Raw genomic sequence first — 21498 nt, 5'->3', positions numbered from 1 at the left:
CCTAATGGAGCGTCTGAAAATAGAATCAGCCGGCCCCCCGTTGAGGTGGGGACAGCATCGGATTACCCTGCGACACAGTCGACGGTTATGGAGAGCAGCTATGGAAGTTAACAATCGCACTATCCCCAGTGATGCGCAGCTGGCGGGGTTTGGTGAGTCACCGGAGAAAGGTCCCATTCATATGGTGAACCTGCTGAAATTTCGGGAGAAAGCCGAGTACGCCGATGGTCGCGAAACAGCATTGACCGGAGAAGAGGCCTACGCACTCTATGGACAGGGCGTGTTTGAGCTGTTGCAGAAGCATGGCGGTGGCCTGCTGTTCAGCGGTGATGTGTCGCGCCTGATGTTGGGTGAGGTAGAGGACCTTTGGGACCGTGTTGCTATCGCCTATTACCCAAGCCGTCAGGCGATGCTGGATATGATCACCTCAGAGGCCTACCTGGAGATCGCGGTGCACAGGGAGGCGGGGCTTGAAGGACAGATCAATATTGAAACGATGGACGCGCTGGTACTGGCTCCCAACTGATGGCTGATTTTCCGGGCGGTCCCAAACACATTACTGCCGAGTGGTTGAGTCAGGTGCTGGGGGTGCGTGTAGACACGGTGGCCGTCGCCGGTAGTCACGAGGGCACCACGGGACGCGCACAGCTATTACTCACAGGCACTGGCGTGCCAGAGTCAATATTCGTTAAGTATCCGCCCCGTGATGAGATGCAGCGGGCCTTTGTTACCTCCGCAGGCATGGGCAAGCGAGAGGTGCTTTTCTACGGTCAGCTGGCCGATGAGGTCCCGGTGCGTGTACCCGGCGTGTTCTTCGCAGACAGTGATGATGCGGGTGAACATTATCTGATGTTGATTGAGGATTTAGCGACAAGTGGTTGCACCTTCAACAATGCCGCGACGCATCACGGAACATATGAAGAAACTATGCTGGCAGAGTTTGCTGCCTTGCATGCGCGCTACTGGCGCAGTGAGCGCTTTGACACGGATTTAGCCTGGCTGGAGCCACCGCGACAGCATCCGATAGCAGTGACATTGGTGCAGCAGGCGCTCTCTCAGCACGGGGCAGACTTGCCACCCGTGTTTACCGAACTGGCCGAGTTATACCTGGCCCATACCGATGCTATTCACGCATTGTGGAATCGCGGCGATCACACCCTGGTTCACGGCGATGTGCATGACGGCAACCTGTTTATGGACGGCGAGCGCCCGGGGTTTCTAGACTGGGCGCTGGTTGCGCGAGCACCGGCCATGCGCGACGTGGGTTACTTTTTGATGGCAAATCTTGCGCCCCCCGAGATACAAGAGCGCTTGCCGTCACTACTCACACATTACCGGCAGAGCCTGCTAGCGCTCGGTGTTCACGCGCCGGCGTACGAGGAGTTGCTGGAACAGTTGCGCTGGCATGCCCTGTACCTGTGGGTGGGCACGGCGGTGACATTTGCGATGGGTGATGCCTGGCAGGCCGGTGACTACGTGCGAGCGACACTGGATAGGCTGCACCAGAACCTGGCTATGGAAAATGTCGGCGCCGCTGTGAAAGCGGCGCTGTAAGATCGGCGTGGGCTACCCCGGGAAACTGTACTCGTGCCCCCAGACATCGCCTTCAGTGCTCACCGTCGGGACGTAGTTGTCCCAGTTGACCAGCAGGCCATCGTAACCGTACTCAACCGCAATGCCGCCGGGTGCCAACACGTAGAAGCTGCACATATTGTCGTTGATGTGGCGTCCCAGTGTGGCAAGAAGGGGCAGGCCGGCTTTTTGTACCCGATCCAGCGCCATGCCAACTTCATCCAGGGTGGCAACTTCAACCATAAGGTGAACCACGGCCGCAGGGTGGGGCTGGTTGTACAACGCCAATGAGTGCTGACGGGGGTTATCCGCGTGCATGAATATAACGCGTGATTCCGGCGCGCCTTCCGGCATGGGGGGGTAGAGGTCGTCGCTCAAACCCAGGCCGATAATGTCAGTGTAGAAGCTCAGCGTGGTCTCGGTGTGGGGTGCCGGCAAGACCGCGTGGCCGAAACCCATATCGCCGGTGGATTCATCGCCGGTGATGAATTCGCTGATGCCCACGGGCGAGACCAGCGGGCGGTAGTCCAGCAAGCGGCCGTAGTAGAGTTCCAGCACATTGCCTGAGGGATCGGTGACAGTGGCGAAATTGCTGACACAGCGGCGTTTCGCTTCGTCACTGTCTCCGGGTGTCACGAAATGGCCTGCGGCAGTGAGGGCATCGCAAACGGCCTGCCAATCCTCGCGGTCACGGTACTCCAGTCCACAGGCCAGCAGTTTGTCTGCCTCGGCAGGCTCGATCATAAAGCGGAAGGGGTGGTCGTCCATGCGCAGGAAACGCGCGCCAGCGGCGTCCTCGCGACCTGCGTCCATCAGGCCAAGAATTTCGGTGCCGAAGGACATCCATGCCGCTGTGTCTGTTGAGGCTATCCGAACATACCCAATGCTTGCTACGCCCATACTGCTGAACTCCATTTGCGCTAGTCATTAAAAACGCGATTATGGCCCGTCTGCCTCGGCCCCGTCATGCCTGCTCAAAGCAGCGCATTCGGCTGGTATAAGAAAGCCGACCTGCGAAGCCTCCCAACGATCCACCCATCGCCTCATTCCCCTACGGCAATCAGGGTTATATAGTTGAGTAAAATACTGGGTTATGGCACACTCCGCGCCGTCAAATTGAGAAGCAACGGTCAGCCGCCAGTATGCGATTAACGACAAAAGGACGTTACGCCGTGACGTCGATTCTAGACCTCGCCCTTAACCAGCAGCAGGGGCCTATCCCGCTTGCAGGAATCTCGGAGCGTCAGGACATTTCACTGTCTTATCTAGAGCAGTTGTTTGCCCAACTGCGGCGCCAGGGACTGGTCCAGAGCGTTCGTGGGCCCGGCGGCGGTTACCACCTTGGCAAAGAGGCGACGGACATCAGTGTCGCTGAGGTGATTGAGGCGGTGAATGAAACCACCGATGCCACGCGTTGCAAAGGTGCAGGAGATTGCCAGAACGGCGAGACCTGCCTGACACACCATCTGTGGATGGACCTGTCGGACCAGATTCGTGACTTCCTCGGCGACATCACATTGGCTGATCTGGTGCGGCGGCGGGAAGTGCGTGACATCGCTTGTCAGCAATCGGCGCGCACCGATGTCGGCGCTGACATCACCCTGCGACAAATCAGTGACAACGACGGTCAGGCGCACAACCGCGGCGCCGATCAGAGCGTATAGGTAAGGTATGAGCCAAGAACAAATTGATAGCGCCATTGAGCGCGAGTATGCGGCCGGCTTCACCACGCTGGTCGAATCAGAGACCTTTCCGCCAGGGCTGAACGAGGACGTTGTTCGCGCGCTGTCGGCGAAGAAAAATGAGCCTGAGTGGATGCTGGAGTGGCGTCTGGAGGCTTTCCGGGTTTGGCAGGAAATGTCTGAGCCCGAGTGGGCCCACGTCAATTATCCCGAGGTGGATTTCCAGGCCGTATCTTATTATTCCTCGCCCAAGAGCCTGGACGAAAAACGCCCCAAGAGTCTGGATGAAGTAGACCCGGAACTGCTGGAGACCTACGAGAAGTTGGGCATTCCCCTGCATGAGCAGGCGGCCCTGGCCGGTGTGGCGGTAGATGTGGTGTTTGACTCGGTATCGGTCACAACCACGTTCAGGGAGAAACTGGCTGAGGCGGGTGTGCTGTTTTGCTCCATGTCCGAAGCGGTACATGAGTACCCGGAGCTGGTGAAGAAATACATTGGCACTGTGGTGCCTCGGAAGGACAATTTTTACGCCGCGCTCAACAGTGCTGTGTTTTCTGACGGATCGTTTGTTTACATCCCCAAGGGTGTTCGTTGCCCCATGGAGCTGTCCACCTACTTCCGCATCAACGAGGCCAATACCGGCCAGTTCGAGCGCACCCTGATCATTGCCGATGAGGGCAGCCACGTCAGCTATTTGGAGGGGTGTACTGCGCCCATGCGCGACGAGAACCAGCTGCACGCCGCGGTAGTTGAGCTGGTGGCGCTGGATGATGCCGAGATCAAGTACTCCACGGTACAAAACTGGTACCCGGGGGATGCCGAGGGCAAGGGCGGTATCTACAACTTCGTGACCAAGCGCGGTGTTGCCCACACCAATGCAAAGATTTCCTGGACGCAGGTGGAAACCGGTTCGGCGGTCACCTGGAAATACCCAAGCTGCATACTGCGCGGTGACAACAGCGTGGGTGAGTTCTACTCGGTGGCGCTCACCAATAACCTGCAGCAAGCCGACACAGGTACGAAAATGGTTCATCTGGGTAAAAACACCCGTTCAACCATTATTTCCAAAGGTATCTCTGCGGGCCGCTCGAGCAACGCCTACCGCGGTCTGGTGCGTATGGGGCCTCGCGCAGAGGGTGCGCGTAACTACACCCAGTGTGACTCCCTGCTGATTGGGGATAAGTGCGCAGCACACACCTTCCCCTATATCGAGAGCAAGAATCCCAGCGCTGTGGTTGAGCACGAGGCGACGACCTCCAAGGTCAGCGACGATCAACTCTATCTCTGCCTGCAGCGCGGTCTGGACGAAGAGAAAGCCGTGTCGATGATAGTGAACGGCTTCTGTAAGGAAGTATTCAAAGAGCTGCCTATGGAGTTCGCCGTAGAGGCAGGCAAGTTGTTGGAAGTGAGCCTCGAAGGCTCAGTCGGTTAGGAACAAAGAATCATGCTTACGATTGATGCGCTGGCTGCGCAAGTAGACGACAAAGTCATCCTCAAAGGCCTCAGCCTCACGGTTAACCCTGGAGAGGTACACGCCATTATGGGTCCCAACGGTTCCGGCAAGAGTACCCTGGGGCACGTATTGGCCGGGCGCGATGGCTATGAAGTCACCGGTGGCAGTGTCAGCTTCAAGGGTGAAGACCTGCTGGCGCTTGATACCGAAGAGCGTGCCCATCGCGGTGTATTTCTCGCGTTCCAATACCCGGTAGAGATTCCCGGGGTGAGCAACATGGAATTCCTGAAGGCTGCCGTGGATGCCACCCGCGAGAGTCGCGGTGAGGAAGCCCTCGACACCGTCAGCTTTATGAAAATGGCGAGAGAAGCGAGCAAAGCCGTGAATCTCGATGTGAGCTTCCTTAAGCGCGGCGTCAATGAAGGTTTCTCCGGCGGTGAGAAAAAGCGCAACGAGTTACTGCAAATGATGCTGCTGCAACCCAGCTTGTGCATTATGGATGAAACCGATTCGGGCCTTGATATCGATGCGCTGCAGGTCGTCGCAGAGGGCGTTAACGCTATGCGCGCGCCGGACCGATCATTTGTTCTGGTGACGCACTACCAGCGTCTACTGGATTTCATCGAGCCCGATTTTGTTCACGTGCTTTCCGGCGGAAAGATTGTTCGCTCGGGCGATAAATCGTTGGCGCTGGAACTGGAAGAAAAGGGTTACGGCTGGCTAGAGGCTGCGGTGGCCTGATGTCTGAGTTCATTCAGAGACTGCTGGTTGCACAGGATGCACCCGCCTGGTTAAACGACCGCCGCGAAGCGGGGAGGGCGCGCTGGTGTGCCAGCGACAAACCGACCCGAAAGACCGAAGCCTGGAAGTACACCAGCCTCAACAAGCTGGAACGCGAGTTTACCTCGCCAGTTCAGGCAGTCTCACCAGCGGCCGCATTGCCTGATCTGGGCGGGCCCCAGCTGGTTTTCGTCAATGGCCAACTGAATACCGATCTGTCGGGTATCAAACTGCCCGACGGTGTGTCTCTGGTGCGTTTTGCTGATGCCAGTGACGAACAGGCACAGACCATCGCATCCCAGCTCGGCAGCGTGGTCGCCAACGAAGATCACCTGTTTGCCAGCCTCAATGACGCGACGCTGAGTGACGGTTTGCTGTTGTCCATTTCCGCCGGTGCTGACATGCCGGCCCCCTTGCACCTTGTTTACATCACGACGGATGCACAACCGGCCTTCACGGTGAACCAGCGATTGTTGGTGACGGTGGGCGACAATGCTCATGGCAATGTCATTGAGCATTTCGTGGGCGAAGGTGGAACGGCATTCACTAACGGCATAACCGAGTTTGTTCTTGGTCAGGGCGCAAAGCTGACGCACGCGCGACTGCATCTGGAGCAGGGCGATGCGATGCATATCGGTGGCGTTCACGCACGATTGGGCCGCGATAGTCATCTCGACAGTTTTCACCTGGCCCTGGGCAGCGAGCTAAAGCGGGTTGATATCGTGGTTGAACACGCCGGCAGCGGCGCCCATTGCGATCTCAACGGTCTGTACCTGCTAAGGGGCAGCGAGCACGTGGATTATCACACCTGCATTGAGCATGCCGTGCCCCAATGCACTACCGATGAAGTGTTCCGTGGGATCATTGGTGATGAGGCTCGCGCCGTGTTCAACGGACGCATTCATATACACCCGGACGCCCAGAAAACACGGGCAGAGCTCAGCAATAAGAACCTACTCACCAGCGCCAGTGCCGAGATCAATACCAAGCCAGAGCTGGAAATCTATGCGGACGATGTCCAATGCGCACACGGTGCAACGGTGGCCCAGTTGGATGCGGGTATGCTGCACTACCTTCGCACGCGGGGAGTTGGCCGCGAAGAAGCGGAAGTAATGCTCAGCTACGGGTTTATCAATGAGCTGGTTGAGGGACTGGATAACGAAGCCTTGCGCGAATTTCTCCATCCCATCCTGGCCAAGCGCCTCTCTCGCAATCCTGAATTGACGAGGCATCTCGCGTGACAGCAGCCACCGCATTAACGCAGGCGTTTGATGCCGCAGCTGTGCGCGCAGACTTCCCCATCCTGCAGCAGGAGGTCAACGGCCACCCGCTGATCTATCTCGATAACGCAGCCACGACGCAAAAGCCCAACGCGGTTATCGATGCGATCACCGATTACTACCGCAACGACAACGCCAACGTGCATCGCGGAGCGCATGCGCTCAGCGACAGGGCGACGCAAAAGTTTGAGGCAGCGCGCGAAGCGGTCGCGGCCTTTCTGAACAGCCCATCGTCCCGCCAGGTGATTTGGGTCAGGGGCGTGACCGAAGCGGTCAACCTGGTGGCCAACACCTGGGGCCGCAGCGAGTTGCGCGAGGGCGACCGCGTTCTTTTGCCCTACCTGGAGCATCACAGCGACATCGTGCCCTGGCAGATGGTGTGCGCTGAAACTGGCTCATCTGTAGAACCGATTCCCGTGCTGGAATCTGGCGATATTGATCTCGATGCCCTGGATTCCATGCTCGATGAGCGCGTCAAAATGGTCGCGCTTAATCACGTCTCGAACGCTCTGGGCACGGTAAACCCCGTGCAGCAGATCATTGGTAAAGCCAAGGCCGTCGGCGCCAAGGTCTTTATTGATGGCGCGCAGGCCGTGGCTCACTGGCCCTTGGATGTGCAGGCGCTGGGTTGCGATTTTTATGCGTTTTCGGGGCACAAGTTGTTCGGTCCTACCGGCATAGGTGCGCTGTGGGGCAGGGAAGAGCTACTTGATGCCATGCCTCCCTTTCTCGGTGGCGGTGAAATGATTGAAACCGTGTCCTTTAGCGGCACTACGTTCAATACGCTGCCCTTTAAATTTGAAGCGGGCACCCCAAATATAGCGGGAGTTATCGGGCTGGGCGCTGCCATCGATTACGTGCAGTCGCTGGATCGCGCCGCTGCGGCTGCCCATGAACAAGACCTGCTCGAATACACGCTGGCGCTGGCTGCTGACATCGATGGCCTGTCGCGCGTAGGGCATCCGCGGGAAGCAGTGGGTATCTACAGTTTTCTGCTCGCTGGCTGTCATCCCTCGGATGTGGGCATGTTGCTGGATCAGCAGGGTATTGCGGTGCGCACGGGTCACCATTGTGCACAGCCGCTAATGGCACATTACGGTGTGCCGGGGACGGCCCGGGCCAGTTATACCATTTACAACACCCGCGAAGACGTGGATGCCCTGATGGCAGGAATACGCAAGGCCAAAGCGCTGTTTGGTTGAGGCCAGAGGTAGAGAAACTATGAGTGTGGAAGTTTTTGATGTAAACGACGACGTCGTTACGATCACCCCTGATGCTGCAAAACACTTGCTCCAGCAAGCCCAAGGCAAGGGACAATCCGGAGTGCGTATCAGTGTGAAAGAGAGTGGCTGTACTGGCTACATGTACGTCATGGAGGAAGTCTCAGCGGGAGAGGGCGATGACGTCACTGTAACCGCCGATAACGGGCTGCAACTGTTCATTGCCTCAGACTCCGTCGATTACCTGCGAGGCACACAACTGGATTATGTGCGCGAAGGTATTAATCGAACCCTGAAGTTCCTTAATCCCAATGTGACGGCCGCCTGCGGCTGCGGTGAGAGCTTTAGCATCGCATGAGTGCACAGGAACGGACGATTCTCACAACCAACCGGGATTGCCCTGCGCGGTTGGTGCCGGTGGGCGACAAGCTCACCATCCCGGCGCATACCTTTGTCACCCTGACACAGTCTTTGGGCGGCAACTACACGCTCACGTACAACGGCAACATGGTGCGGGTAGATGGCACCGATGCCGACGCCCTGGGGCTGGAGCCACTGGTGCTCATTTTTGAGGATGCCGGTGATGGCAGCATTCAGGAAGATCAGGTGTGGGAGGCCTTACACACCGTGTTTGATCCCGAGATACCGGTAGATCTCGTTAACCTCGGCCTGGTGTACCGCGTGGCGATAGACCAGGCGCAGGGTCGTGTTGATATCGACATGACACTGACGGCTCCCGGTTGTGGTATGGGCCCTGTGCTCATGGGAGACGTGGAGCACCGCGTTGCGCTGGTACCTAACGTGAATGCCGTGGCGGTTAACCTTGTTTTTGACCCGCCCTGGGACCGGGACATGATGTCAGAAGAAGCGCAACTCGAAACGGGCATGTTCTTCTAGGCGCGTGCACCACACGCAGCGCCTAACCCGTTCTACCCAACGCATCTAGCAAAGAGCCACAGTCATGACTGACACCAACCCCTTTGGGCACTCAGTTTCCAGCGAGGACATCGTCGAAACGCTGGGTTTTTTTGATGCCTGGGAGGACCGCTATAAATACATCATCGATCTCGGCAAAGAGTTGCCTGCGATGGATGATGCACTGCACACTGAAGAGCGCCTGGTGCGCGGCTGTCAGAGCCAGGTGTGGATAGATACGGCACTGGAGAATGATCGCCTGCAAATCAGCGTTGATAGCGATGCGTTCATTGTGAAAGGGCTACTGGCGGTTGTGCTGGCCGCCTACAACAACAAAACGCCAGCTCAGGTACTGGCGTTCAACGTGGACGAATACTTCGAGCAACTTCAACTGCTGAATCACCTGTCCCCCACGCGAGGCAACGGCCTGAGGGCAATGGTTGCCCGCATTCGCCAGATAGCTGAGGCGAGCTGATGGGCCAGCGCCTTGCGCTGACCCTAAGCTGATTTATTCTTCGTCGCCCCGGAAGTGGGCATCAACCTCCGATGCCAAATAGATAAACGCCGCATAGGCAGCGACATTCTGCGCCATGTCTGCAGGATCGATCTTGTCAAAGGTATCGTTCGGTGTGTGGTGCAGATCAAAGTAATCCAGGCCGTCCTGCTTCAGCGTGACGACGGGCACGCCCGCCGCGCGAACGTAGGTCAGGTCGGGACCGCCATAGGCCGTGTTTGGCCCGGGCCCCACGCCGATACCTCGCATTGCATTACCAATCGCCTGCGCGGTTTCCAGCTTGCTCTCGTGCACGCGGGTTTCAAAACGCCAGATACGGCCGGCGCCGAAATCTGACTCGGCCGCCAGCATGTGATTGTCGAGGTCGTCCCAGTGTTGCTCGGCATAGGCTTTTGCGCCGACCAGACCCACTTCCTCGGCACCGAAAAGCACCACGCGGATAGTCCGCTTGGGGTTTTCAGCAGCAACCAGCCTCGCTGCTGCAGTGACGATGCCGACGCCTGCGCCATCATCTACCGCACCGGTGCCAAGATCCCATGAGTCCAGATGCGCGCCCACCAGAATAATCTCTTCCGGTTTTTCACTGCCCACAATCTCGCCTATGACATTGCCAGATTCAGAGGGTGGCAGTGTTTCAGGCGTGAGTACCATCTTTACGCGAACAGGCTGGCCGCGCTTCAGGGAACGTGTGAGCTGGTCGGCATCTGGCGCTGACAGTGCGGCAGTGGGCACGCCTTCGCGCTCGCCCTCGGTCAGGCGCTGCATTTGTCCCGTATGTGCAAAGCGGTGTGTCGATGTGCCCACTGAGCGGATGAGCGCCGCCACCGCACCCAGACGCACACCTTCATAGGCAGTGGTGCGGCGCTTGCGCACGGCAACCCCGTAACCCGATCCGTCCTGGGTGCGGGTCATGGGCTCGTCGATGAAGATGATTTTCCCTTTCAGGCTGCCATCCGGCAGCGCTTCAACAGAGGCCAGGTCTTTGAAGGCGACGATCTCTGCCTCAACACCGTCCGGGCCAGTACTGCTGCTGCCGCCCAGAGCTGTGATCGCCAGTGGCTGGGGGTAGGGTGATGTGATGGCCGCGGTTTCGACGCCGCGTACCCACAGGGGTACCGGGAAGGGCTCGTTGCGCACGTTCTCAAATCCCTGGGCCTTCAACATGGCTATTGCCCAATCGCGGGCGCGTGATTCAGCCTCGGTGCCGGCAAGCCGTGGGCCCACCTCGGTTGTAAGCGACTCTACAATCTCATAACCCAGGTCGCTCTCCAGCGCTTGATCCATTAGGCGTTGTGCGGTAGTCAGCTGGTTCTCGGAGAAGGGTTGGGCCAGCGCACTTCCGCACAGTGCTGCTGGAGATAGGACGAATATGAGCGTTAGCAGTAAACTGCGTGGGAGCACGGCGATTACTCTCTTGACGTAGGAGGCCGCATGCTAGTGGCTAGGGAGTCCGCCGGCAAGAGGGCGCGATTCAGGTGAAGGTGAGACCTTCGAATTCACCCGATTCACGCCAGGCTTTGATGAAGGTAAAGTAGGCGACGGCACCCTCAGGGTGTCCCAATGGCACTGCACTGTCTGCGTCGCGCTCCTTCCCCTCATTGTTGTAATAGCCCGGTGTACAGTCAGTGCTGTCGAGTAAGAACCCCGAACTGGTGCCAATGTAGTCCAGCCAGCTCGCTTCTGCTGCCGCGGTGGCTTCTACAACATCGGAGCCGCGGGCTTCCGCGTGGCGAATAACTGCGGCAACTGTTCTGGCTGCTTCGGTGAGGTTATGCGGATAGTTCGAGACCAGGTTGGCGCCCTGTGACATTTGGACAAGAAAGGCGTTGGGGTAGCCGTGCACATGCACGCCGTGCAAGCTGCGCATGCCGTGCTTCCAGTGCTGCGACAGAGGCACATTACCAACACCTTGCATGTCAAATCCGGCTCTGCGCTCGTGGGGTGTGCCTACCTCGAAACCCGAAGCATAAACGATGCAGTCGACGGCATATTCCTTACCCGCAATGACAATGCCGTGCTCGGTAATGGCTTCGACGCCCTTCCCGTCGGTGTCCAGCAATACAGTGGCTGGCTCGTTAAAGGCCTGCAGGAATTCGTCATGAAAGCAGGGACGTTTACACAGTTGCCGGTACCATGCTTTGAGTTTTTCTCCGGTCTCCGGATCATCCACGACCTCGCTGGCGCGCTGACGGATCTCGGACATCTTTTCGTGATCGGCGTCTTCGAACGCCGCGAGCATGTTTTCCGGTGTCATTTTTTCTGGAGGCAAATCCACAATCCGGCTCAAGATGCGCTTGGATAGATCGGTCCACCCATCCTGCACCAGATCTTCATCGGCCATCCCGCCCGTCTGGTTGATCGCAAAGTTTTCTAACCAGCGATCTTGCCAGCCAGTTTCGGAGGTAACGGACTCAAACCATTGCGGATCTATGGGCTCGTTATTTCGAGTATCGACCGAGGAGGGGGTGCGCTGGCAGACGTAGAGGGTTTTACACGCGCGGGCCAGGTGCGGGACGCACTGCACAGCAGTAGCGCCGGTGCCAATAATGGCCACGCGCTTATCAGCAAGCTTATCTAGCGGGGCGCCTTCCGAGTTGCCGCCGGTGTAATCGTAGTCCCACCGGCTTGTGTGAAAGCTGTGCCCTTTGAAGTCGCGCAGCCCGGGAATGCCGGGAAGTTTGGGAACGTGCAGCGGTCCAGTACCCATAGTGACGTACTTCGCCGTGAACGCGTCGCCCCGGTCGGTGGTGATACGCCAGAGTTTGGCCTCAGCATCCCAGTTCATGGCAGTCACGCAGGTATGGAACAGGGCCTTGTTATATAAATCGTAGTGTTTTGCGATGACCTGACAGTGCGTCAGTATCTCGGGTCCGTGCACATACTTCTCGGAGGGCATGCGGCCGGTTTCCTCCAACAGCGGTAAATAGATCATCGCTGCGGTGTCACACTGTGCACCGGGGTATCGGTTCCAGTACCAGGTACCTCCAACATCACCCCCTTTCTCTATCAAGCGGACATCCGTGATGCCTGCTTCTTTCAGTCTGGCGCCTGTGACTAATCCTGCGAATCCGGCACCGATGACGGCGACGGTGACGTGGTCGACAACCGCCTCGCGCTCATGACGCTCGGTATAGGGGTCATCGAGATAGTGGGACAGTGCACCGGTGATCTCCAGGTACTGATCGTTGCCGTCGGGGCGTAAACGTTTGTTGCGCTCCTGCGCGTACCGCTCCCGGATTTCAGCCGTGTTTATCGTGCCTGCGCTGTCTGATGCCATGTTCGTCACCTCCGTGTTGTGACTGACTGCTAGCCCTCTGTACAGAACTTGGCGATGTCCGCTGCCGTGTCTCGGCTAATGTCTGGACATGCGATTGGAAAAATCTCCGTGCCGTGGATGGTTCCCATAACCTGTCGGCAGCGACTAGGTACGCCGGCCCTTAAGAGCAATCGATAGAACTCGATGCCCTCGTCACGCAATGGGTCGCACTCGTTGACGCTGATGATGGTGGGAGGCAATCCGCTGACGTCATCTTCTGTGGCAAATGACGGCCAGGCCATTGGATCGCCCGCTTCGAAGGCTTCGATGCCATAGGCCATCGCGCCGCGATTGCTGTGTAAATCGAGCAACAGTCCATTGTTTTCAGTGGATGATGGGAAGCGCTCCTGCGGCCACTGTCCGGCGATGTAGGGGCATAACGCATAGAGCCCGGTAATGAGATTAAGCGCGCCCTCCTGCTTCAGGCGCAGTCCTGTAGCCAGCGTGAGATTCCCACCGCCGCTCTCTCCCGCAACAATGATGCGGTTGGCATCGATGTTGAGCTCAGATGCACTGCCATGCACCCACTTGAGTCCTGAGACACAGTCGTTCAATCCGGCGGGGTAGGGCGCAACCTCGGGCGCGGAGCTGGGGGTTAGACAATTGCGAAAATCGACCATGGCAACGGCGACGCCTCTGGCGGCGATGATCTTTCCCCAGGCACGGTACAGCCCCATAAAGCAAGACATCGACATCATGCCGCCGCCGTGGATGTAGTACACGCAGGGTAAGGTCTCTTCGCTGTCGGGACGAATGTACTGTACCTTGATGGTATTGCCCTCCGGCGCCGAGGTGAACTCGTGGGTGGCGATACGCAGACCCGCCGAGGGAGCGACATCCTCGTTATCGACCATCTCAAAAAGGGCTTCCATCTCCTGGGTGCGCGCTACCGCCTCCGGCGTTTGTGCCTGGGCCAGCATTTCCTCACGAGAGCTCGCGTCACCGGCATTGTCTAAATCCAGAGCGCCCATGATGGCTTTGATACGCGGGTCTATACGAGGGTCGTCGTTGAGTTTGCTCATAATAGTTTTTGTTGTCTCTCACTGATTTTGGGATAACTTAGCACAACCCTATGGCCTCCGGGCGAGCGCTCATTGACCAGTGTTTTGGCCCCGCGGCGCCATGTGATGTGCCCAGGCCGCAGAGCCCAGCCGGCGCGCTCTACGGTAGCACAACCGCCACGCCACGCCCGCGGTTGTCCGATGCTGCCTGGGCTTTGCCATCAACAATCCTGATCAGTTGTACATCGCCCAAATTGCCCCAGCTGTTGGGCTGGACCTTGTAGCCGAGATTGGTGAGCTCATGCAGGGTGTCGCCAGCAATTTCACGCTGATCGTGACGAATAACGGTGGCATCAGGCAACTGGTGATGGAAGCGAGTCGCGTTGACCGCTTCCTGCGGTGATAAGCCGTAGTCATAGACATTCAGGATGCTCTGAAACACGCTGGTGAAGATGGTGCTGCCACCGGGAGTGCCAACAACCAGCGCTGGCTTTGCGTCTTTCAGCAGTATGGTGGGTGTCATTGATGAGAGCATGCGTTTGTTAGGGGCGATGGCATTGCGTTCGTTGCCAATGACACCGAATTCATTCTTAACGCCAACCTTGGCGGAGAAATCATCCATCTCGTTGTTCATAAGGAAGCCGGCGCCTTCCACAACCACGCCCGAACCGAAGTCCCAGTTGAGCGTGTACGTCAGCGAAGCGGCATTGCCCTTACTGTCCGTGATTGAGAAGTGCGTGGTGTCGGGCGACTCAAGGCCGGGACCTACAGAAGATGCGCTGGAGATAGCGTTGGGATCGATCGCCTGTGCCCGTTGTTCCAGGTACCTCTCATCGATCAATGCTGCCACGGGGTTGTCGATAAAATCAGGGTCGCCCAGGTATTCGGCGCGATCAGCAAAGACCCGTTTTTCGATCTCGGCGAGCAGATGAATGTACTGCGCAGAATTTTGCCAAACGTCGGTGAACAGCGGCTGCGCGTAGTCGCGTATCTTCAGCAGCTGCACCAGTGCTATCCCGCCCGAGCTGGGCGGCGGTGCGGTGATGATCGTAAAGTCACGCCACTGCGCGACAATGGGCTCGCGCCACACTGCGCGGTAGGCCGCAAGGTCCGCCAGCGTTATCAGGCCGCCACTTTGCTGCATTTGTTCTACCAGCAAGCGGGCAGTTGCGCCGGTGTAAAACTCTTGGGGGTCATCGGCGATGCGCTTCAGCGTTGCCGCCAGCTCGGGCTGTTTAAACCGCTGCCCGGCGATCAGGCCGGCAAAGTACTCCTCGAAGTTAGTCTCACCCGCAATCTCCTGCACTTTTCCCCGGCCGTAGGCTGCAAGCATCGGATCGACAACAAAGCCGTCCTCGGCCAGCGAGATTGCAGGTGCCAATAAGTCGCGCCAGGGCAGTGTGCCCATCCGCTGGTGGGCCATCGCTAAACCGGCCACGGTGCCAGGAACGCCAGACGCCTTACCGCCCACCAGTGACTCGCGCTGTACGAAGTTTCCTCCTTCATCGAGGTACATGTCCCGCTCTGCTTTTCCCGGTGCAGTCTCTCGAAAGTCGAGAAAGGCTGGCTCGCCGTCCATGTACACCGTGAGGAACCCGCCGCCACCGATATTGCCCGCCTCCGGATAGGTCACCGCGAGCACAAACGCGGCCGCAACGGCTGCATCCACCGCGTTGCCACCTGCCTTGATGATTTCTGTGGCCGTCTCGGCACTGTATCGGTCCGGCATTGCCACCGCGGCAGGCGCGGCCTGTGTGGCCGGTGCTAAAAGCAACACCAGGAAAAGAAGGGCGCTGGGTTTGTTCATTCCTAGACCTCACAAAAGCAGGACTACGACCGTAACAGATGCTACACGGGCAGGGAATTCAGCCCGGATCTTGCACCTTGGCCTCGCTGCCAGCGAGAGGCGCAGACCATGAGCGAAAAGGTCATAGGCGCTTGATGGTTTGCGTCATTGAGCGCCCCCGGGCACTGGTCAATACTCCGAGCTTCCAGTTAGTAGCAGGAGCAAGCGGGTGTCACAGCCAGACCTACTGAAACAGCCCTTTGAGCTGGGCTTTACCTACACGCGGTCTACCGGGCCGGTAGTGGGGCGATTCCTCACGGGGCTTCGCAATCGGGAAATTATCGGCAATCGCGCCAGTGATGGGCGCGTCATCGTGCCACCCATGGAGTATGACCCCGTCACCGCGGACGCCCTGGACGAGTTTGTGCCGGTCAGCGATGAAGGCGTGATCGTGAGCTGGGCCTGGGTTTCGGAACCCCGTGAAGCCCACCCCATGGAAAAGCCGTTTGCCTGGGCAATGATCCGTTTAAAAGGCGCCGATGTCCCCATGATTCACTGCGTCGCCGCTCCCGAAGAATCGGCGGTTAGCACGGGTGCACGCGTGAAGGCGCGCTGGGTGGATGAGCCCAGGGGCTATATCACCGATATCGCCTGTTTTGAATTGATGGGAGATGCGTCATGAGCGACGAGCAGGATGTGATTACAGACATCGAAACGCCGATATACCTGAAGTACAACTTTACGGCAGGCCTGGCGCCATCGCGTTTTCTGACACAGTTAAAGAATGGCAAGTTGACCGGACAGCGCCGAGCAGAGCCCGATGCCCCTGTGTATGTGCCACCTCGGGGTTCCTGCCCGGCGTCTGGCATGCCCACCGACGAAGAAGTGGAGGTCTCTGACAAGGCGACCGTTCAGTCCTTCACCATCGTTCATATCCCCATACCCAACAACCCCATCCAACCGCCTTTTGTGGTGGCAAACCTTGTTGCGGACGGCGCGAACATTTCCTTCATCCATCTGATGAGCGAGTGCGTGAACGAAGAGGTGCGCATCGGCCAGCGTGTTCAGGCCGTGTGGAAGCCCGAGGAGGAATGGGACTATGCCATGGACAATATCCGCTACTTTAAGCCGATTGATGAGCCGGATGTCGCCGTGGACATGATTGGCAAATTACCGGTAACCGGACTGGAGGAGTAAGGCATGAGAGAGATATGTGTTGTCGCCTACAGCCAGTCTGACTGCAAGTCCAATGCGGGCATGGCCAACGAGGTCGAGCTGATTATGCCCCAGTTGCAGGCGGTGTATAAGCAGGTAGGTATTACCAGCGCCCAGGATGTGGATTTTGTCTGCTCGGGCAGCTGCGACTACCTGCAGGGTGCGGCGTTTGCCTTTGTTGCCGGCGTGGACGCACTGGGAGCGGTGCCGCCGATCAAGGAATCGCATGTGGAGATGGATGCTGCCTGGGCGCTGTACGAGTCCGTGCTGAAAATCCGGATGGGTCAGGCAGATTCTGCTTTGATCTATGGCTTTGCCAAGTCTTCCCCCGGCGAACTGCCCATTGTGCTGTCACAACAGCTGGATCCCTATTATCTGGCCACCCAGTGGGTGGATACGATTTCACTGGCGGCTATGCAGGCACGCCTGATGCTGGAGCAAGGGCTGATCACCGAGGGTGACATGGCAGCGGTTGTTGCGGACTCGCGCAGAAAAGCACTGCAGAACCCGCAGGCGCAGCTTTCGGGTGAGACCAGCACCGAAGCACTACTTAACGAGCCACATTATGTGTCGCCGCTCAGGCGCTCCGACTGTTGCCCGGTGTCCGATGGCGCTGCTGCGATGATTATCTGTACGGTAGACAAGGCAAAGGAATGGGGTGTGCCTTACGCGCGTATCACCGGGATTGATCACCGCATTGAGACTCACAATTTGGGTATGCGTGATCTCACCGATTCGGTGTCCACGCGCCAGGCTGCTGCACGCGCAGGCGTTGCCGATGGTCCTGTTGATGTCGCCGAAGTGTACGCCCCCTTCAGTCATCAGCAGATCATTCTGCAGCGAGCGCTGGATCTTGGCGATGATACTGACATCAATCCCAGCGGCGGCGTGCTAGCAGGGAACCTGATGATGGCGTCGGGCGTGTCCCGGATCGGCGAAGTATTCCGCCGTATTGTTGCGGGCGAGGCGGGTCGTGGCGTTGCCCATGCAACCTCGGGCCCCTGTTTGCAGCACAACATGGTTACAGTATTGGAGGGCGCGTAATGTCTGAATTAGCAGCGGTGGTCGGCATTGGCCAGACCCACTATAAGACCAAGCGCGGCGATGTCTCCATCGCAGGGCTGGTGCGCGAGGCCGCACAGAATGCACTGGATGATGCTGGCCTGACATTCGATGACATCGACGCGGTGGTGATCGGCAAAGCCCCCGATATGTTCGAAGGCGTGATTATGCCTGAGATCTACCTGACCGATGCGCTGGGTGCCAATGGCAAGCCCATGTTGCGTGTACACACGGCGGGATCCGTGGGCGGATCGACCGCGATCGTGGCGGCGTCGCATGTGCAGAGCGGGACGTTTAAACGTGTGCTCACAGTGACGTTTGAAAAGCAGTCTGAATCCAACGCGATGTGGGCGCTATCTACGCCGCAACCGTTTTCGGTACACTTGAACGCCGGCGCCGGCGGTTACTTCGCCCCGATTATTCGTGAATACATCCGGCGCTCCGGCGCGCCGGCGGATGTGGGAATCAAGGTGGCGGTAAAAGATCGCCTGCATGGCGCGCGCAATCCGCTGGCGCATCTTCAACTGCCGGATATCACTGCAAAGGAAGTGGAGGAGTCCATGATGCTGTGGGACCCCCTACGTTTCCTGGAGGCCTGCCCATCTTCTGACGGTGCCTGCGCCATGGTTATCGCCAGCGAAGATCTGGCCGAGAAAGGGCCCAAGCCCCCAGCCTGGATTCGCGGTGCCGCCATGCGCTCTGAGCCCACGATGTTCGCCGGTAGGGATGAGGTTAGTCCGCAAGCAGGGCGCGACTGCGCCGCCGATGTGTATGCACAGGCGGGCATCACAGATCCCCGTAAAGAACTCGATTGCGCAGAAATCTACGTGCCGTTCAGCTGGTATGAACCCATGTGGCTTGAGAACCTCGGCTTCGCGCCAGAGGGTGAGGGCTGGAAACTGACCATGGAGGGAGCAACCTCGCTGGACGAGGGGGGTGATATTCCCTGGAACTGCTCGGGTGGTGTTTTGTCCTCCAATCCTATCGGTGCTTCCGGCATGATACGTTTTGCTGAGGCCGCCAGGCAGGTACGCGGCGATGCCGGCGACCATCAGGTGCCCGGTGCGAAGCTGGCCATGGGCCATGCTTACGGCGGTGGCGCCCAGTTCTTTTCCATGTGGGTCGTTGGGGCTGAGAAGCCCTAGCGCCCGTCATCCAGCCGGAGAGCACAATGACCAAGCACTTTAATCTTGCAGATATGTTCGAGCTGGTGGCCGACAAGGTGCCCACGCGCAGCGCACTGGTGTGCGGTGAGCAGAGGGCCACCTTCGGTGAGTTGGAACAACGCGCCAACAGGCTTGCCCACTTTCTCGCCAGTAGAGGCGTCAAGGCCGGTGACCATGTCGGCCTGTATATGTATAACTGCAACGAGTACCTCGAGGGTATGCTCGCATGTTTCAAACTGCGTGCGGTGCCCATCAACGTCAATTACCGTTACGTAGAAGAGGAGCTGCTGTACATATTTGATAACGCCAATATGGTGGCTTGTATCCATCATCAGGAGTTTGTGCCGCACATTGAAAAGGTGCGCGCTGATGCGCCAGACCTGAAAACCTTTGTCTATGTGACAGATGACTCCGGAGAGGATGCATCGGCGCTTGATTCACAGGAGTACGAAGCGTCACTGGCCGATCAGTCGGACGCGCGCGACTTCGGTGAGCGCAGTGATGAGGACCTGTTTATTCTGTACACCGGTGGAACCACCGGTATGCCCAAGGGCGTGATGTGGCCCCACAAGGCGGTGTTTTTCGCGGCCATGGGTGGCGGTGGCTGGTTCCATCCCGACGGGGCGATCACTGAGCCCGAGCAAATTGCGGAACGCATTGGCGATTTTGCCATTGTCGGCATGGCGCTTGCGCCACTGATGCATGGCGCGTGCTGGTGGTATGCCTGCATTCAGCTGTTGGCTGGAAACTCTGTCATTCTTAATCCCGGCCACCACCTGTTAGGCGAAGAAGTGTGGGACATTGTAGAGCGCGAGAAGGTTAACTCGGTCTCGATTGTGGGTGATGCGATGGCTGTGCCGCTGCTGGATGCCCTGGCGGACAACCCCGATCGCTGGGACCTGAGTTCGGTATTCAACGTGGGCTCTGGCGGTGCTGTGTTTTCCGAGAGCAAACAGGAAGCCTTCAAGGCCCACTTCCCGAATGTCTTCATTTCTAACTCCTTCGGTTCCTCTGAAAGCGGCAGCATGGGCTTTGACGGCGGTGGCAAGAAGGGCCAGGGGCTGGGTAACGTGGTGAAAAGCGAGTTCATGTCGGTGATTAGCGACGTGGAGGGCGAGCCCCACCGTCATGTCGAATCCGGTGAGATGGGCATTTTTGCCCGCAGCGGGTATATACCCGTGGGTTACTACAATGACCCGGTAAAAACCGCCAAGACCTTCGTTGAGGTCGACGGGCAGCGCTGGTTATTGCTCGGCGATGAGGCGCGTCTTGAGGACGACCAGAGCATTACCGTATACGGTCGCGGCTCTAACTGCATTAACAGTGGCGGGGAAAAAATCTTCCCCGAAGAGGTGGAGCAGGCGCTGAAGGCGCACCCCGCTATCTTTGACTGCCTGGTAGTGGGCACCCCGGATGAACGCTTCGGCAGTCGTGTGGCGGCTATCGTGCAGCTTCGCGGAGACGCCACGCTGACGCTGGATGCAGTGCAGGAAGAAGCGCGCCGTCACATTGCCGGATACAAGGTGCCGCGTGAGTTGCATATTGTGAGTGAAGTGCCGCGTGCACCCAGCGGTAAACCCGCTTATCCCAAGGCGCTGGAAATTGCGCTGTCAGGCGATTGTCAGGTCAGCTGATCTGCATCTCATTCCCATGGCCACCCTTAGGGTGGCCACTGACTTTTCTAAGGACTAACTGATGACGGAACTGACCATCAGCACCGATAACTGCATTGTTGAGCGCGATGACAATGTTCTAGTGGTAACGCTGAATCGCCCGGAGGCGAAGAACGCATTTACGCCTGCCATGTTGCTTGGCATGTACCGGGCATGGCGCCTGTTGGATGAGGATGACAGCCTGCGCTGCGCCATATTGACGGCCAACGGCGACACCTTTTGCGCGGGCATGGACCTCAAAGCGGGTGCGGATGGTGACCAGGGCGGCAACGATGAGTTTATGTCAGTGATGGCAGAGGTCCCCAATGTTCACTGGCAAGCGCTGTTGCGTGACAACCGGCCTAATAAACCCATCATTCTTGCGGTAGAGGGCTATGCTCTGGCGGGAGGCACTGAAATTTTGCAGGGTACGGATATTCGCGTGGGCGCCGACAACGCTATTTTCGGTGTGACCGAAGTGGCGCGCGGTCTCTACCCGATGGGCGGCTCCACCATCCGTCTGCGTAGACAGATCCCTTATTGCCTGGCAGCTGAAATGCTGCTGTGCGGCGATCACATCACAGCGCAACAGGCGCTGGATTTCGGCCTCATCAACAAAGTCGTACCGGCAGGGCAGACCCTTGAGGCCGCAAAAGCCTACGCGGCGAAGATTTGTAGTGCGGGTCCACTGGCAGTCAAAGCCGTGATTCAATCCCTGCGCGAGCACCAGGAATGCATGGATGAGGATGAGGCCATGGTGGCTTCAGATGGTTTAGCAGGCCCGGTGTTTGGCTCCAAGGACGCCAAAGAGGGCATGCGCGCGTTCAAGGAAAAACGGCCTGCGGTATTTACCGGCGAATAACCAAGGTTCGCGTTGCTACAGC

General features: G+C 58.1%; 21 protein-coding genes. 16 read left to right on the top strand and 5 right to left on the bottom strand.

Going from position 1 to position 21498, the window contains the following annotated elements; all coding sequences use genetic code 11:
- Positions 1-100 precede the first annotated feature (100 nt).
- Together IE089_RS07060 and IE089_RS07055 are read left to right on the top strand one after the other, a co-directional pair.
- Positions 101-526, top strand: a complete 426-nt coding sequence (locus IE089_RS07060) for a DUF1330 domain-containing protein (protein ID WP_189476657.1) — start codon at positions 101-103, stop codon at positions 524-526.
- Positions 526-1554: a phosphotransferase family protein gene (locus IE089_RS07055; protein ID WP_189476655.1), complete on the top strand. Its 1029-nt coding sequence runs from the start codon at positions 526-528 to the stop codon at positions 1552-1554. The genes IE089_RS07060 and IE089_RS07055 overlap by 1 nt, the downstream gene beginning before the upstream one ends.
- Before the next feature lie 12 nt (positions 1555-1566).
- Here the strand turns inward: IE089_RS07055 and IE089_RS07050 are convergent, their stop codons facing one another.
- Positions 1567-2487, bottom strand: a complete 921-nt coding sequence (locus IE089_RS07050; protein ID WP_189476653.1) for a VOC family protein — start codon at positions 2485-2487, stop codon at positions 1567-1569.
- 227 nt (positions 2488-2714) lie between these two features.
- On the opposite strand from IE089_RS07050, the gene iscR reads away from it, so the two are divergent.
- From iscR to IE089_RS07010, 8 genes are all read left to right on the top strand, one after another.
- The gene (iscR, locus tag IE089_RS07045) at positions 2715-3236 is read left to right on the top strand and encodes a Fe-S cluster assembly transcriptional regulator IscR (RefSeq protein WP_189476651.1); all 522 of its coding nucleotides are present in this window, start codon (positions 2715-2717) and stop codon (positions 3234-3236) included.
- A 7-nt stretch (positions 3237-3243) separates the two neighbouring features.
- The gene (gene sufB, locus IE089_RS07040; RefSeq protein ID WP_189476649.1) at positions 3244-4686 is read left to right on the top strand and encodes a Fe-S cluster assembly protein SufB; all 1443 of its coding nucleotides are present in this window, start codon (positions 3244-3246) and stop codon (positions 4684-4686) included.
- 12 nt (positions 4687-4698) lie between these two features.
- Positions 4699-5448, top strand: a complete 750-nt coding sequence (sufC, locus tag IE089_RS07035) for a Fe-S cluster assembly ATPase SufC (protein WP_189476647.1) — start codon at positions 4699-4701, stop codon at positions 5446-5448.
- Positions 5448-6728 (top strand): Fe-S cluster assembly protein SufD, encoded by a 1281-nt coding sequence (gene sufD, locus IE089_RS07030; RefSeq protein ID WP_189476645.1) that lies wholly within the window; start codon positions 5448-5450, stop codon positions 6726-6728. The genes sufC and sufD overlap by 1 nt, the downstream gene beginning before the upstream one ends.
- Positions 6725-7969: a cysteine desulfurase gene (locus IE089_RS07025; protein WP_189476644.1), complete on the top strand. Its 1245-nt coding sequence runs from the start codon at positions 6725-6727 to the stop codon at positions 7967-7969. The genes sufD and IE089_RS07025 overlap by 4 nt, the downstream gene beginning before the upstream one ends.
- A 19-nt stretch (positions 7970-7988) precedes the next feature.
- Positions 7989-8345, top strand: coding sequence for a HesB/IscA family protein (locus IE089_RS07020; RefSeq protein ID WP_189476643.1), 357 nt, complete (start codon positions 7989-7991; stop codon positions 8343-8345).
- The gene (sufT, locus tag IE089_RS07015) at positions 8342-8884 is read left to right on the top strand and encodes a putative Fe-S cluster assembly protein SufT (protein ID WP_189476642.1); all 543 of its coding nucleotides are present in this window, start codon (positions 8342-8344) and stop codon (positions 8882-8884) included. The genes IE089_RS07020 and sufT overlap by 4 nt, the downstream gene beginning before the upstream one ends.
- 64 nt (positions 8885-8948) lie before the next feature.
- Positions 8949-9377, top strand: coding sequence for a SufE family protein (locus tag IE089_RS07010; protein WP_189476641.1), 429 nt, complete (start codon positions 8949-8951; stop codon positions 9375-9377).
- A gap of 33 nt (positions 9378-9410) precedes the next feature.
- Here the strand turns inward: IE089_RS07010 and IE089_RS07005 are convergent, their stop codons facing one another.
- The 4 genes from IE089_RS07005 to ggt all read right to left on the bottom strand — a co-directional run bounded on the left by IE089_RS07005 (position 9411) and on the right by ggt (position 15540).
- A complete protein-coding gene (locus IE089_RS07005; protein WP_229802625.1) occupies positions 9411-10817 on the bottom strand; it encodes a M20/M25/M40 family metallo-hydrolase in 1407 nt (468 codons plus the stop codon).
- Positions 10818-10887: 70 nt separating this feature from the next.
- On the bottom strand, positions 10888-12693 hold the full coding sequence (locus IE089_RS07000) for a flavin-containing monooxygenase (RefSeq protein WP_189476640.1): 1806 nt from the start codon (positions 12691-12693) through the stop codon (positions 10888-10890).
- 29 nt (positions 12694-12722) lie between these two features.
- Positions 12723-13754, bottom strand: a complete 1032-nt coding sequence (locus IE089_RS06995) for an alpha/beta hydrolase fold domain-containing protein (protein WP_189476639.1) — start codon at positions 13752-13754, stop codon at positions 12723-12725.
- A 139-nt stretch (positions 13755-13893) separates the two neighbouring features.
- Positions 13894-15540 carry a gamma-glutamyltransferase gene (ggt, locus tag IE089_RS06990; protein ID WP_189476637.1) on the bottom strand — a complete coding sequence of 549 codons (1647 nt, stop codon included), beginning with the start codon at positions 15538-15540 and terminating at the stop codon, positions 13894-13896.
- Positions 15541-15748: 208 nt separating this feature from the next.
- Here ggt and IE089_RS15675 point away from each other — a divergent pair, with 208 nt between their 5' ends.
- The 6 genes from IE089_RS15675 to IE089_RS06965 all read left to right on the top strand — a co-directional run bounded on the left by IE089_RS15675 (position 15749) and on the right by IE089_RS06965 (position 21476).
- Positions 15749-16201, top strand: a complete 453-nt coding sequence (locus IE089_RS15675; RefSeq protein ID WP_229802624.1) for a Zn-ribbon domain-containing OB-fold protein — start codon at positions 15749-15751, stop codon at positions 16199-16201.
- Entirely contained in the window at positions 16198-16716 is a 519-nt protein-coding gene (locus IE089_RS15670) for a Zn-ribbon domain-containing OB-fold protein (RefSeq protein ID WP_229802623.1), read from the top strand. Before IE089_RS15675 ends, IE089_RS15670 begins: the two co-directional genes overlap by 4 nt.
- A gap of 3 nt (positions 16717-16719) precedes the next feature.
- Complete coding sequence (locus IE089_RS06980; RefSeq protein ID WP_189476635.1) at positions 16720-17778, top strand: thiolase family protein; 1059 nt, start codon at positions 16720-16722, stop codon at positions 17776-17778.
- Positions 17778-18941 carry a thiolase family protein gene (locus IE089_RS06975; protein ID WP_189476633.1) on the top strand — a complete coding sequence of 388 codons (1164 nt, stop codon included), beginning with the start codon at positions 17778-17780 and terminating at the stop codon, positions 18939-18941. The genes IE089_RS06980 and IE089_RS06975 overlap by 1 nt, the downstream gene beginning before the upstream one ends.
- 26 nt (positions 18942-18967) lie before the next feature.
- Positions 18968-20596 (top strand): acyl-CoA synthetase, encoded by a 1629-nt coding sequence (locus IE089_RS06970; RefSeq protein ID WP_189476630.1) that lies wholly within the window; start codon positions 18968-18970, stop codon positions 20594-20596.
- A 61-nt stretch (positions 20597-20657) separates the two neighbouring features.
- Entirely contained in the window at positions 20658-21476 is an 819-nt protein-coding gene (locus IE089_RS06965; protein WP_189476628.1) for a crotonase/enoyl-CoA hydratase family protein, read from the top strand.
- Positions 21477-21498: the final 22 nt, after the last annotated feature.

Origin of the sequence: Parahalioglobus pacificus (assembly GCF_014652275.1) — a bacterium.
GTDB lineage: Bacteria > Pseudomonadota > Gammaproteobacteria > Pseudomonadales > Halieaceae > Parahalioglobus > Parahalioglobus pacificus.
The sequence above is the reverse complement of the archived record's forward strand: the minus strand, read 5'-3'. Positions and strand labels throughout refer to the sequence as shown.